Origin of the sequence: Sphingorhabdus sp. YGSMI21, assembly GCF_002776575.1 — a bacterium.
Lineage (GTDB): Bacteria > Pseudomonadota > Alphaproteobacteria > Sphingomonadales > Sphingomonadaceae > Parasphingorhabdus.
Genome location: NZ_CP022548.1, coordinates 1,311,170 through 1,324,787 on the forward strand (window position 1 = coordinate 1,311,170; position 13,618 = coordinate 1,324,787).

The following is a 13,618-nucleotide window of genomic DNA, read 5'->3' on the forward strand; positions in this document are numbered from 1 at the left end:
CTCACTCCGCCGCTTCGATCGCCTCTTTATCCGACAAGGGATGGTCGATCCGGCTGACCATCTCCTTCGGACAGACCTGCCAGAAGCGGTCCCGCCAGCGGTCCCAGTCGCGCAAAATGGCTTCGGACCAGTTGCTGTCGGTGGTCTTTTGGTGCCGCTCGATCAGCGCGCGCAGATGCGCTTCCCAATAGCTGCTGTCGAGGCGCTGCCAGATGATGCTCTCGCCATTGGCCTGTTTCTCGAAATCGCCCTGGGTGTCGAGAATGAAGGCCATGCCGCCGGTCATGCCGGCACCGAAATTGCTGCCGACCGGGCCCAGGATGACCGCATTGCCGCCGGTCATATATTCGCAGCCATTGGCGCCGCAGCCCTCGACCACCACGTCCGCACCGCTGTTGCGCACCGCGAAACGCTCGCCCGCCTGTCCGGCAGCATAGAGTTGCCCGGCGGTGGCGCCGTAAAGCACGGTATTGCCGATGATCGTATTGTCCTGGCTGACCAGCGGCGAACTGACCATCGGACGGACGACGATCTTGCCGCCGCACAGGCCCTTGCCGACATAGTCATTGGAATCGCCGAACACTTCCAGCGTGATCCCCTGGCAGAGGAAGGCGCCGAGAGACTGGCCGGCCGATCCGCGCAGGCGGATATGGACATGGTCCTCGTTGAGCGTGCTCATGCCATATTTGGCAGTGATCTCGGCCGAGAAGCGCGTGCCGACGGCGCGGTGGGTGTTGCGTACCGTGTAGGTGAGCTGCATTTTCTCGCGCCGCTCGAACACCGGCTTCGCGTCGTCGATCATTTCCGCGTCGAGACTGTCCGGTACTTCGTTGCGCGGCGTGTCGATGTTGAAGCTGCGCTGGTCATCGCGCGCGTCGACCTTGGCGAGGATCGGGTTGAGGTCGAGATCATCGAGATGCTCTGCGCCGCGGCTGACCTGACGCAAGAGTTCGGTGCGGCCGATGATTTCGTTCAGCGAGCGATAGCCGAGACGCGCCAGTATCTCGCGCACTTCCTCGGCCATATAAGTCATCAGGTTGATCACCTTTTCCGGCGTGCCGGTGAATTTTTCGCGCAATTTCTCGTCTTGCACGCAGACACCGACCGGACAGGTGTTGCTGTGGCACTGGCGGACCATGATGCAACCCATGGCGACGAGGCTGAGCGTGCCGATGCCGAATTCCTCGGCGCCCAGAATGGCGGCGATGACGATGTCGCGACCGGTCTTGAGGCCGCCATCGGTGCGCAATTTGACCCGGTGGCGCAGGCCGTTGAGGGTGAGCACCTGATTGGCTTCGGTCAGGCCCATTTCCCAGGGGGTGCCGGCAAATTTGATCGAGGTTTGCGGCGACGCGCCGGTGCCGCCGGTATTGCCGGAGATCAGGATGACATCGGCATGGGCTTTGGCGACGCCGGCGGCGATAGTGCCGATCCCGGCCGAGGAGACCAGCTTGACGCAAACCCGCGCGCGCGGGTTGATCTGCTTGAGATCGTAGATCAGCTGGGCGAGATCCTCGATCGAGTAGATATCATGATGCGGCGGCGGCGAGATCAGGGTGACGCCGGGCGTCGAATGGCGCAGCTTGGCGATAAATTCGGTGACCTTGAAACCGGGCAGCTGGCCGCCTTCGCCGGGCTTGGCACCCTGGGCGACCTTGATTTCGATTTCCTCGCAGGCGCCGAGATATTCCGAGGTCACGCCAAAGCGGCCGGAAGCCACCTGCTTGATCGGGCTGGAGGCATTGTCGCCATTTTCGAACGGCGTGTAGCGGCGTTTCTCCTCGCCGCCTTCGCCGGACACGGATTTCGCGCCGATCCGGTTCATCGCGATAGCGAGCGTCTCGTGCGCTTCCGGGCTGAGCGCGCCGAGCGACATGCCCGGCGTGTTGAAGCGCTTGCGGACTTCGGTGATCGCCTCGACCTCGTCGATCGGGACGGGTTCCGGCGCATAGTTGAACTCCATCAGATCGCGCAGATAGATCGGCTCCATCTCGCGCACCGCCTGCGAAAATTGCAGATAGGAGGAATAGCTGTCATGCGCGACCGCCGATTGCAGCAGGTGCATCATATGGGCGCCATAGGCATGAGCCTCGCCGCCATCGCGCTGCTTGTAGAAGCCGCCGACCGGCAAGCGCACGACCGCCGGTTCAAAGGCCGCCTCGTGCTTTTCCTGCGCGTTGATGAACAGGGAAGCATAGCCTTCGCCGGAAATCTTGGTCGGCATGCCGGGGAAGAGATCGTTGCACAGGGCGCGGGACAGGCCGACGGCCTCGAAATTATAACCGCCGCGATAGCTGGAAATGACCGCGATGCCCATTTTCGACATGATCTTGAGCAGCCCGTCGTCGACCGCTTTCTTGTGCCGCGCGAGGCATTCGTCCAGCGTCAGATCGCCGAACAGGCCGCGGGCATGGCGGTCGGCAATCGCCGCTTCCGCCATATAGGCGTTCACCGTGGTCGCACCGACCCCGATCAGCACCGCATAGCAATGGGTGTCGAGACATTCGGCCGCGCGGACGTTGACCGAGGCATAGGAGCGCAGACCCTTGCGGACCAGATGCGTGTGCACCGCCGCGGTCGCGATCACCATCGAGATCGCCATCCGGTCCTCGTCAATATCCTCGTCGGTCAGGAAAATCTCGGTCTTGCCGGCGCGCACCGCCTGTTCCGCCTCGGAGCGGATCCGCGCGAGCGCATCGCGCAGCTCGATCGCCCCGCCGCTGGTGCTCATGGTGCAGTCGATCTGCGCCACCGCATCGCCAAATCCGAGCTTCAGCCGCTCCCACAGGGCGCAGCTGAGCACCGGACTTTCCAGCACCATCACATCCTCGTTCTGGCTGTCCTGTTCGAGGATATTGGCCAGATTGGAAAAGCGCGTGCGCAGGCTCATCACATGGCGTTCGCGCAGGCTGTCGATCGGCGGGTTTGTGACCTGGGAGAAATTCTGCTTGAAGAAATGGCTGATCTGGCGCGGCTTGACGCTGATCACCGCGAGCGGCGTATCATCGCCCATCGATCCGACCGCTTCCTTGGCATCCTCGACCATCGGCGCGAGGATCATTTCCATATCCTCCAGCGTGTGGCCGGCGGCGGTCTGGCGGCGGATCAGTTCTTCCCTGGAATAGCCCATGCCGGAATTTTCCGGTGCCGGCGGCAAATCATCGACGGTCAGGAAGCCCTTGACCAGATCGGCATAGGGTTCTTCGGCCGCGATCCGGTCCTTGAGCTCGCGGTCCTTGAACAGGATGCCATCATCCAGATCGACGGCGATCATCTGGCCGGGGCCAAGCCGGCCTTTCTCGATGACCTGGCTTTCCGGAACGACGACCATGCCGGACTCGCTGCCGATGATCAGCAGATTGTCGGCGGTGATCGAATAGCGCAGCGGTCGCAACGCGTTGCGGTCGACGCCGGCAACGGCCCAGTGGCCATCGGTCATGGCCAGCGCGGCCGGGCCGTCCCACGGCTCCATGACGCTCGCCATATATTCGTACATCGCCTGATGGGCGGGATCGATATCCGGATTGTTCTGCCAGGCTTCCGGGACCAGCATGATCTTCGCGGTCGGTGCATCGCGGCCGGAGCGGCAGATCGTCTCGAACACCGCGTCCAGAGCGGCGGTGTCGGAGGAGCCCGCCGGGATCACCGGCTTGATATCTTCACTATGGTCGCCAAAGGCGAGGCTCGCCATCTTGATCTCGTGGCTCTTCATCCAGTTCTTGTTGCCGCGGATGGTGTTGATCTCGCCATTATGGGCGAGGCAGCGGAACGGCTGGGCCAGCCACCATTGCGGGAATGTATTGGTCGAATAGCGCTGGTGGAAAATGGCGACCCGGCTTTCGAACCGTTCATCTGTCAGATCGGGATAGAAGACGGACAGGGATTCGGCGAGGAACAGGCCCTTGTAGATGATCGAGCGGCAGGACAGGCTGCAGATGTAGAAATCCTGAATCTGCGCCGCGATCACCTTCTTCTCGATCCGGCGGCGGATGAGATAGAGATTTTTCTCGAATTCGCGCGCGTCCTGCTTGTCCGGCATCGGCCCGGCAATCATGATCTGTTCGATCTCGGGGCGGGTGTTCTGGGCCTTCTGGCCGATTACCGATACGTTGACCGGCACCTGACGCCAGCCGTAGATGGTATAGCCGGATTCGATGATTTCCGCTTCAACGATCGTGCGGCACATTTCCTGCGCATTGAGGTCGGTGCGCGGCAGGAAGATCATGCCCACGGCGAGTCGGTTCGGGCGGACCTTGTGGCCGCTGTCGGCAATCGCATCGTCGAAGAAACGCTCGGGCAGATCGACATGCAGGCCGGCGCCGTCACCGGTCTTGCCATCGGCATCGACCGCGCCCCGGTGCCAGACCGCTTTCAGCGCATCAATGGCCGAGGAGACGACCCGCCGCGACGGCTTGCCGTCGGTGGCCGCGACCAGTCCGACACCACAGGCATCGGATTCAAATTCGGGCCGGTACATGCCCTCGCGAGCGAGCCGTTCATGTTCGGGCGTGGGGTAAGCCCCCTCTGCTAGAGATTGTTCGAAAGTCTGTGTCATTGTTTACCTGCGGCAAAAGCTATCGAGGCGCGCAGGCCTGCAGCTTGTATATCTGGCATCATCCTGTTGGTGGAAACATTCATTCCCTGCGAAACGATTGCAATCAGGTCCTTGGCGTGAAGGGAGAATTTCCGACCGGCCGGCGAAGTCATAAATGCAGCGATGGCCGGGATATGTTCCTCTTCAAGCGATTTCATGGCTGCCTGACCGGTCATGTCGATGATCTCGTCATTATCGATCACCATTTGACCGTCACCGGTTTTCATCTTTTCGATCATTCTGTCGGTGAGCTGGTCAGCATCGAGATTTTCGCGAACGCCGCGGAGCAAAGACCTGCCTGCGCTTGATGTGTAGAATTGATTGATCGCTCTGATTTCCGGCGCAGAGAAATTCTCGCCCATATATGCCGAAAGCTCGAGCTGAATTGTCGGAATATCTTTCTGAAGCCCGTCTCTCAGTACCGCCCTGCCTGCTGACATGGCAGCCTTTCCGATCCCGGGATATTTTTTCTCCAGCGCAGCGTTGCTCGGTTCGGATTCCAAGGTGCGCGAAAATTGACGTTCAAAATTATCCAAGGCGCCCGCGATCGATATTTCCGCGGGGAGATAGAGTTCGGCAAAATTCCGGGTCAAATGGCCTTTGTCGTCGCCCTCCGTTTTCGGACCCGCGGACGGATCCTCGCTGGCGTAGGCCGAAACTGGTGATGCGAGAGTGACAACGGCAAAACATAAAAGCATGAAAAGCCGGATTGTCTGATAGTTTCCGAGATCACTGCCCAAGCCAGCACCACAGATTCGATTTTTCGGGCGGAGCATATTCTTGCAATGAGCACGCTCAAGTCCGGGTGCGGAATATGGACGGGTCATGTTCTTGCCCTCTGCTGTTGCGTTACGGAACATTGCCGTTTGCCTGTCGTAGCGCGGCTGCTGGCCATTCTTGTCGAAGGCAGGTTGATCCTATTCATCGATGCTCTCCATCCGTTTTTCGAATATTGTCCCAATAACTGCTTCCAGCGCAGCTTCTTCCCCCGGTGAATATTCACTGGTCCATTCATTCGTGATCTGATGGGATTCCAGAGCCATATCACGCAGTTTCGGGACCAGCCCGCTGCGTCCTAATTGGGCCAGAACAAGCAGGTCCTGGGAATCCATCTGGCCGGAAATTTTGGCCCCGGCTGTGCGCACATCGGCAAGTGTCGATTCTGCGCTAAATTCATAATCCGGAGACTGCTTCATGTCCGCCATAGTTGCTTCGTAATCTATCGCGTCCTGCGTTTGGGCAACGATTTTGCGGCCGGTCGGCGAGGAATAGAATTCGATCAGTACAGCCAGTTCGGCATCGGTGAAGGTCTTGCTATAAAGTGCCGCCTGGCGCGCCTGCAATTGCGGCAGTCTTTCCAGACTGGACCCGTTGACAATAGGGATCATCGCCTCGGCAAACTGCGCTACAATACCGGGAAATTCCTGTTCCAGTTCCACCATTTCGGGATCACCGTCCAAAAGTTCCTGCATCAGTTCAACGGCCTGCTGGTCGTCGTCGGCGGTGCCGATGACATTGGCTTCGCTGTGCAATATTCTCGACAGCTGCAGCGCTGGTGATACTGGCTGTGGTGCCACAGTGGCAGCGCTCTGGTCGGAGGCGGGCACTACGGGACCGCCAACGGCCAGCAAGAGAGATAGAAAAATTGTCATGCCGCCACCTTCTCAGCCAATCTCTTCGTCCGCAAAAACCGGTGCATATGCTCGGTTACATCGCGGCCGTCCCGGATGCCCCAGACGACCAGGCTGGCGCCGCGGACGATATCACCGGCGGCGAACACGCCTTCCAGATTGGTCATCATTGACTTGTGATCGACCCGCAAAGTGCCCCAGCGGGTGACGGAGAGGTCCGGCGAACCAAACAGGCCAGGCAGGTCTTCTGCATCAAAGCCGAGCGCCTTGATCACCAGATCGGCCTCGACGGTAAAATCGCTGTCCGGCTCTACTTCCGGCGACCGGCGGCCGCTGGCATCGGGCGCGCCAAGACGCATCCTGTTCGCGCGGACCGCGGTGACATGGTCGGTGCCCTCGACCGCTTTCGGGGCGGACAGCCAGACAAATTCGACGCCCTCTTCCTCGGCATTGCGCACTTCATTCTGCGAACCGGGCATATTGGCGCGGTCGCGGCGATAGAGGCATTTGACCGATTTCGCGCCCTGCCGAATCGAGGTGCGGACGCAATCCATCGCGGTGTCGCCGCCACCGATGACGACGACATTCTTGCCCTTGGCATTAAAACGGCCATTGTCGAAGTCGGGAACGGTGTCGCCAAAGCTCTTGCGGTTCGAGGCGATCAGGAAATCGAGCGCTTCCTCGACGCCCGGTGCGCCGACGCCCGGCATCTGGATTTCGCGTGCCTTGTAGACCCCGGTCGCGATGAGGATCGCATCATGCCTGTCGCGCAATTCTTCCAGCGTTGCATCGCGACCGACTTCGAAATTCTCTTGGAACTCGATGCCGCCGTCTTTCAGTCGCTTCACCCGCCGCATGATCACATGCTTTTCCAGCTTGAAGCCGGGTATGCCGTAGGTCAGCAGCCCGCCAGCGCGGTCGTGCCGGTCATAGACATGCACATCATAGCCGGCGACGCGCAGATATTCGGCGGCGGTCAGACCCGCTGGCCCGGCACCGATAATGCCGACCGACTGGCCCTTGGGGCGACCGGGCTGCAGCGGTTCGACCCAGCCTTCTTCCCAGGCGGTGTCGGTGATATATTTTTCGACCGAGCCGATGGTGACCGCGCCATGGCCGGAAAATTCGATCACGCAATTGCCCTCGCACAAACGGTCCTGCGGGCAGATGCGGCCACAGATTTCCGGCATGGTCGAGGTCAGATTCGACATTTCATAGGCTTCGCGCAGCCGGCCCTCGGCGGTCAGGCGAAGCCAGTCGGGAATATGATTGTGCAGCGGGCAGTGGACCGAACAATAAGGCACGCCGCATTGCGAGCAGCGGGCGGCCTGTTCGGCTGCCTTGTCGGGGGCATAGCGATCGGCAATCTCGCGAAAATCCTCGGCGCGCAGATCGGGGTCGCGTTTCTCGGGATAGGCCTGGCCCTTCTCGACAAATTTCAGCATTTCCAGTTTCTGCGGGCTTTTTGCCATGCCGGATACTCGTTTCCCGTAAATTTTTGATGGTCGAAACAGCCCGGTTGTCGGGATGTGCGGGCTGAACTAGCCAAAAAAACGGCGGGAGTCACGCGAAAATTGCAAGATAGGACAGTATATATGACATATATCTCTGCAAAGAACTTGTCCTTACACAGAAACTTTTCGCCGCCGCCCTAAACAGTATCGGATCGGCCCTATATTTTCCTCACGACAAGCAGATTCGGAAAAGCTATTGAGCGCAAAACCATATTACGGGCTGTCCAATGACCTTCATGCAAATGCTGCTCCTCGCGATTGTGCAGGGCGTTACCGAATTTCTTCCGATATCCTCTTCGGGCCATTTGATCCTGTTGCCGGTCTTCACCGGCTATGCCGACCAGGGTCCGATGATCGATATCGCGGTCCATGTCGGTTCGCTGCTCGCGATCATCACCTATTTCTTCAAGGATGTCTGGTCTCTGGGCCGCGGCGGGCTGGCCACCATCGGTATCGGCCAGGCCCCGGCCGAGAAAAGATTGTTCTGGTGGATCATCCTCGGCACCATTCCGGCCGTGATCGTCGGCCTGTTTCTGAAGACAGGCGGCTATCTCGACGGTTTTCGCAGCACCACATTGGTCGCGGTCAACCTGATCGTCTACGGCATTTTGCTGGGCATCGCCGACCGCTTCGGGCGGCAGGTCAAATCCTTCGAGGATCTGACGCTCAAGGACGGCATCATTGTCGGCCTGGCGCAGGCGATGGCGCTGATCCCCGGCACCAGCCGTTCCGGCGTGACCATGACCGCAGCCCGCTTCCTGGGCTATACCAGAGTGGAGGCGGCGCGCTTTTCCTTCCTGCTGTCGATTCCGGCGGTGGCCGGCGCCGGCGTGCTGATCATCCCCGACCTGATGGGGGCGAGCAGCGCGTTGCTGAAAGAAGCACTGATCACCGGCGCGCTGACCTTTCTGGCGGCGCTGGCGACCATGACCTTCCTGATGCGCTTTCTGCGCAAGGCCTCGATGATGGTCTTTGTCGTCTACCGCGTCGCGATGGGCATCGCGCTGTTGGCGCTTTTCTAGTCCAGCCTTTGTCTGGCAGCGACTAGATCGCCTTGGCGCGCGCGCCAAAGCGGCCGTGCGCGGTATATTTTTCCATCCAGCCGCTGGCGATGGCCGCGATCGGGGTTGGTGCCACGCCGAAAGCGTCCAGCCCCTTCGCGCCGGCAGAGACGACATTGTCCTTCTGCAGCATCTTATACTGGTCGGTGGTGATCGGGGAGCCCGGCAGCATCGCCAATATTTTCGCAGCGGCATCGGGCACATCGACAAAGGTCCGTTCGCGGCCGGTCATCCTGGCAATGCGCCGGTTGAGATCGCCCATGCTGATCACTTCCGGCCCGCCCAGCTCGAAGGTCTGGCCGGCATAAAGCTCCGGATGGCTTAAGGCTTCGGCTGCGGCATCGGCGACATCGCCGGCGAAGATCGGCTGGAATTTCGTGCTGCTGCCGATGATCGGCACGACGGGCAACATCTGGATCATCGCGGCGAAGCGATTGATGAACTGGTCTTCCTGGCCGAAGACAATCGACGGCCGGAACAGGATCGCGTCGGGAAAGGCTCTGAGAACCGCCTGTTCGCCGTCGCCCTTGCTCTTGCCATAGCGCGAGGGCGATTCGCTGTCGGCGCCGATCGCGGACATATGCAACAGGGTTTTGCATCCGGCATCGGCCGCCGCTTCGGCAACATTGCGCGCGCCGCCGACATGGACCGCCTCGAAATTGCCGTTCAATATGCCGACCAGATTGACCACGCCGTCGCAGCCGTGGATCGCACGGGCCACGCTGTCGGCTTTGGTCACATCGGCGCTGACAAATTGCGTCTGGCCGAGATTGCCGAGCGGTTTGATATGCATCGCGTTCTTGATATTACGCTCGGCAATGCGCAGCCGCGCCCCGCGCTCCAGCAGCGCCTGCGCCACATAGCGGCCGAGAAAGCCGCCGCCGCCAAATATGCAAATCAATTGTCCGTCGAGATCCATGTCCATTTTCCACTCGTGCCCTGGTTTGTTCACTTGCCTCTGCCTCAGCCGGGCGGGTGAAGCAACAGCCGATTCCTTCCCCGGCATAGCATATTTCCCGCCGCCACGCCTCCGATCCGCACGGCCCGCGCACCGGTGGCCGGCAGCAATGCGTTTTTTGCCGATATGAATCATTGACAGCAGAACCACCAAGCGGCTAATCGCCCGCCTCTATCAGGTGGTATCGACATGATCACCGCCTGCATGGGCCCAGATGGCGGAATTGGTAGACGCGCATGCTTCAGGTGCATGTATTCGCAAGGATGTGGAGGTTCGAGTCCTCTTCTGGGCACCATTTGTTCTTCCCTTGTTCTCTCTAATAGTCTATAAAACCCGCAGAAACGCTAGGTTTCTGACTTCGTGTTGTTCCAGCTTGTTCCATCAAATCTTGGGCCTTCTCGGAGTTTTTGTGGGCCTTTTTGTGGGCCTTTTGGAAAACCACATTGGGAAGGACTCGAATTGGCTTTATCCGACACTCGCATCCGTTCATTACGTCCTCGCGACAAGACTTACAGGGTCGTCGACGAACGTGGGCTTTATCTCCAAATAACGCCAGCTGGAGGAAAACTCTGGCAATTCCGTTATCGAATGGAGGGCGTTGAAAAGAAGCTCTCTATCGGAAGCTACCCCGAAATTGGTCTGCGACAAGCACGCGACGCTGCAATAGATGCCAGACAGCTGGTGGCCGCCGGAGGCGACCCAGCATTCGACAAGAAAAAAGAAAAGCTGCGCAATGAGTTTCTGGCTGCGCATACCTTCGGCGATATTGCTCTGGAATATATTGAAGGCATCATGGCTCAAAATGGTCGGGCTGAGGCAACAATCATAAAGGCACAGTATTTTCTGCGCCAGCTAAAGCCAGGCATTGGCAAGCGGCCGATTGACAAGATCGAACCTTTCGAGATCTTGGCGATATTGAAGCGGCTTGAAGCGCAGGGTAAGCATGAGACAGCCAAGAAATGCCGTTCCTTCGCCAGCCGGGTATTCCGTTATGCTGCCGCAACAACGAGGTGCAGCGGTGATCCAACAACGATGCTTCAGGGAGCGCTGATCAAACCGAAACCCAGCAATTATGCAGCAATACTGGATCCCATAGACTTTGGAGGACTGCTGCGCGCAATCGAAGGTTATGGTGGTAATTTGCTCACGCGATATGCCTTATTAGTTGCCCCACATGTTTTTGTCCGACCCGGTGAACTAAGACATGCGGAATGGCACGAAATTGATCTCGACGAAGCAGTTTGGAAAATTCCGCCCGGCAAGATGAAGTCACGGCGGATGCATGCAGTACCGCTGTCGCGGCAGGTTGTCGGCTACCTTGACGAGCTCTCGTCATACATCGGAACTGAAGGATATGCTTTTCCATCAATACGTTCGTTCAAAAGGCCCATGAGTGAGAACACATTAAACGCGGCCTTTCGCCGGATGGGCTTTGGCAAAGATGAGGTTACAGCGCATGGGCTTCGCGCTACCGCTTCGACACTGTTAAACGAGTGCGGATTGTGGAACCCCGATGCTATTGAACGTTCTCTTGCACATGGTGACAGCAATGCAGTGCGCGGCGTCTATCATCGCGGCCTACATTGGAAAGAACGTGTCGAGATGGCACAATGGTGGAGTGACTATCTCGATGAACTGCGCGAAGGCGGCAAAGTAGTGCAATTCAAGTATGCGCGACGAAAATAGTGCCTATACCGTCTCTGTCTTTTTAGTTGGACAGTCCTGACAGCCCGGTATCGGAGCTGAAGGTGCAAGAATCAGCAGTTAGTTCATCCGCCGCTGCGATGGCAGCTTCGCGCCCTCATTCAAGTCATTCGAGCCGCCACTCAACTACCTAAAAGCGGACAATCTGCCGGAGCGATCGTTTTGGCAACAAAGGGAACCATCCTGACAGTCCGGTTTTGCATGAAAGGTGAGATAAACCGCCCTTCGTTCATCCAACTGCCAAGGCCGTTCGGCGCGGCGACCAGAATGGCGATCCTGACTTTATGGCGCTGGGCGGCAGATTCTCGATCGAACAGGTCAATGCGCCGCTGTTGCTCGCGCTCCTTCCTAAACTTGACCATAATGGCGCATCACAGGGTATACGGGTTTCATCAACCGCCATAATCATCGTCAGAATATTCGTGTTTGGCCGCCAAGGTTTTCAATGCGATCTCGTTGCCTGTCGCTACGAAGTGAGAGACAAATGCCGAGACGCTACTGTCGTTAGCGCTGAAACCGACAATTCCCCAGCGTGTAAGAAAATCGCCCAGTTGCCGCATGCGCTCAGTTGTCGTGTCGGGCTGCGTCTTGAGCTCCAGAAGGCGTAACAGATTCACATCGCCCGCAAGGCTGGCCAGGTCATGATCGGAATATGCCGGTCGTCCAGCCGCGACACTGTGAGCTATCAAAATCGTCTTTACGCACCAAGCGATGCGCCGGCTGGAGAATGCTGGCGCTGCTAGTATATTCTGATGCAACATCAAGAAGGTCGCAAGATCCGACGCGCGGCGAATTTCGAGGGAATAATCGTCCTTTGGTTTCCACAGCCCCCTTAGCTGCGGAATGAATCCGGTAGGGTCATACAAAGGTTGGGCATCAATGACGAGATGCCCGGTGAAGAGGTCGCCCCGCTGAGCACGGGTAGCAAGGTCATCGATTGGATAGATGGACAAGGAAACTGTTCCGGAAGTCGTGACCCGGGCTGTCCCCTCAGTGACCACGAGAAGGATGTCAGTATCCGATTCCGGCTTGTGATCGCCCCTTGCCCTGCTTCCGAAAAGTGCGACCGCGATCGCGGTCATAGAACAGCACGCAAAATATTAGCCGATTTCATTTCAGGAGATATCCGCGTTTGTTCGCGCTGCATCGAGAGCGGCCCGGGTTTCGGCTTTGGCTGCGCTGACCGCCATCTCATAAGCCTTGCGATTTTTCAGTTTCAAATGAAAGCGTTCGGCCCTGACCGTCTGTCCGGTTCCGTCGCCAAATTCGACCTTTTCCGCCAGATCCAGCAGATACTCGATGTCGAGATAGAAGCACATGCTGACAGGCAGGCTACAGCGCAGCTCATTGTTCACCATGCCGCGTTCTTCGGCAATCGTGACGCGATAGCCTTGCGGTAAAGCGGGGTTGGGGATGATGATCATCTCGAATTCGGTGTGCCAGGCCCTGTCGCACTCCGAACTCACCGTTGATCGATCAAGCAGCTTGATGCTTGCTATCCGATCAAGATTATAATCGCGAAAACTATCATGCTCCCGGCTCCAGGCCCTGACATGCCAACGCCCCGCCCCGTGCCCCAACGCATGAGGCGCGATGTGCTTTTGCGTTTCGGTTGTTCCTGTCAGCGAGCGATATTCGATTACTGCCTCTCTGCCGGATCTGATCGCGTCCAATACACCCATGATAAATCGCCATGGAGTCGGCTTATGCGCCAAAGCAGCAACCTTGGCGGCAGGCATTTTTTTGAACCAGCTGTCTTCTTTTGCCATGATGCCGCTTCGGACGGCATGAAGCTGCAGTAAGTATCGGTCGGTGAAATCCCCGACAAACTTCGGTGCAAATTTGGGCTGCCTGACATACGCCTTCTCGATTGGATCATAGGCCATGTTGTCGGGCGCGGCGTCGAGATAGCGACCGATATCAAGCGAAGCCTGCTGTTCTGAAATCTGAAAAGCTTCCCGCAGCCCGCGGCGTATAACCCTCCCTTCCCAAAGCAGCCGGAATTCGATGAATTCAAGCCGTTTCAACTGACCCCATTTGAGGGTTGAAGATGCTTGCGATGCTGGATCCGTTACACTCATAAAAAATAATACCATCCTAAAAACTTGACGGGACTAAAAACTTTACCCATCTAATAAATAGAAGGGTGCCACGAG

The 13,618-nt window shown here is 58.2% G+C and carries 9 protein-coding genes and 1 tRNA gene; 3 read left to right on the plus strand and 7 right to left on the minus strand.

Features of this window, described 5'->3' with window-relative positions:
• Position 1: 1 nt before the first annotated feature.
• The 4 genes from gltB to CHN51_RS06450 are packed head-to-tail and all read right to left on the minus strand — an operon-like array spanning position 2 to position 7,697.
• Positions 2-4,555 (minus strand): glutamate synthase large subunit, encoded by a 4,554-nt coding sequence (gene gltB, locus CHN51_RS06435; RefSeq protein WP_100093288.1) that lies wholly within the window; start codon positions 4,553-4,555, stop codon positions 2-4.
• Positions 4,552-5,454: a DUF2059 domain-containing protein gene (locus CHN51_RS06440; RefSeq protein ID WP_123906259.1), complete on the minus strand. Its 903-nt coding sequence runs from the start codon at positions 5,452-5,454 to the stop codon at positions 4,552-4,554. Before CHN51_RS06440 ends, gltB begins: the two co-directional genes overlap by 4 nt.
• A 57-nt stretch (positions 5,455-5,511) precedes the next feature.
• Positions 5,512-6,246, minus strand: a complete 735-nt coding sequence (locus tag CHN51_RS06445; RefSeq protein ID WP_100093290.1) for a DUF2059 domain-containing protein — start codon at positions 6,244-6,246, stop codon at positions 5,512-5,514.
• Positions 6,243-7,697: an NAD(P)-dependent oxidoreductase gene (locus CHN51_RS06450; RefSeq protein ID WP_100093291.1), complete on the minus strand. Its 1,455-nt coding sequence runs from the start codon at positions 7,695-7,697 to the stop codon at positions 6,243-6,245. The genes CHN51_RS06445 and CHN51_RS06450 overlap by 4 nt, the downstream gene beginning before the upstream one ends.
• Positions 7,698-7,966: 269 nt before the next feature.
• Between CHN51_RS06450 and CHN51_RS06455 the strand changes: the two genes are divergently transcribed.
• Positions 7,967-8,761 carry an undecaprenyl-diphosphate phosphatase gene (locus CHN51_RS06455; protein WP_100093292.1) on the plus strand — a complete coding sequence of 265 codons (795 nt, stop codon included), beginning with the start codon at positions 7,967-7,969 and terminating at the stop codon, positions 8,759-8,761.
• A gap of 22 nt (positions 8,762-8,783) precedes the next feature.
• On the opposite strand, the gene CHN51_RS06460 is transcribed toward CHN51_RS06455, so the two are convergent.
• Positions 8,784-9,719: a complex I NDUFA9 subunit family protein gene (locus tag CHN51_RS06460; RefSeq protein ID WP_100093293.1), complete on the minus strand. Its 936-nt coding sequence runs from the start codon at positions 9,717-9,719 to the stop codon at positions 8,784-8,786.
• A gap of 247 nt (positions 9,720-9,966) precedes the next feature.
• On the opposite strand from CHN51_RS06460, the gene CHN51_RS06465 reads away from it, so the two are divergent.
• Positions 9,967-10,053 (plus strand) — tRNA-Leu (locus CHN51_RS06465).
• A 164-nt stretch (positions 10,054-10,217) separates the two neighbouring features.
• On the plus strand, positions 10,218-11,444 hold the full coding sequence (locus tag CHN51_RS06470; RefSeq protein ID WP_100093294.1) for an integrase arm-type DNA-binding domain-containing protein: 1,227 nt from the start codon (positions 10,218-10,220) through the stop codon (positions 11,442-11,444).
• A 410-nt stretch (positions 11,445-11,854) separates the two neighbouring features.
• Here the strand turns inward: CHN51_RS06470 and CHN51_RS06480 are convergent, their stop codons facing one another.
• A complete protein-coding gene (locus tag CHN51_RS06480; RefSeq protein ID WP_100093295.1) occupies positions 11,855-12,544 on the minus strand; it encodes a nucleotidyltransferase domain-containing protein in 690 nt (229 codons plus the stop codon).
• A 33-nt stretch (positions 12,545-12,577) separates the two neighbouring features.
• On the minus strand, positions 12,578-13,489 hold the full coding sequence (locus tag CHN51_RS06485) for a WYL domain-containing protein (RefSeq protein ID WP_164089014.1): 912 nt from the start codon (positions 13,487-13,489) through the stop codon (positions 12,578-12,580).
• Positions 13,490-13,618: the final 129 nt, after the last annotated feature.

Bases quoted from the DNA above. Each gene is read 5' to 3' on its own strand.
- gltB (WP_100093288.1), bottom strand. From the start codon at position 4,555: ATGACACAGACTTTCGAACAATCTCTAGCAGAGGGGGCTTACCCCACG.
- CHN51_RS06440 (WP_123906259.1), bottom strand. From the start codon at position 5,454: ATGTTCCGTAACGCAACAGCAGAGGGCAAGAACATGACCCGTCCATAT.
- CHN51_RS06445 (WP_100093290.1), bottom strand. From the start codon at position 6,246: ATGACAATTTTTCTATCTCTCTTGCTGGCCGTTGGCGGTCCCGTAGTG.
- CHN51_RS06450 (WP_100093291.1), bottom strand. From the start codon at position 7,697: ATGGCAAAAAGCCCGCAGAAACTGGAAATGCTGAAATTTGTCGAGAAG.
- CHN51_RS06455 (WP_100093292.1), top strand. From the start codon at position 7,967: ATGACCTTCATGCAAATGCTGCTCCTCGCGATTGTGCAGGGCGTTACC.
- CHN51_RS06460 (WP_100093293.1), bottom strand. From the start codon at position 9,719: ATGGATCTCGACGGACAATTGATTTGCATATTTGGCGGCGGCGGCTTT.
- CHN51_RS06480 (WP_100093295.1), bottom strand. From the start codon at position 12,544: ATGACCGCGATCGCGGTCGCACTTTTCGGAAGCAGGGCAAGGGGCGAT.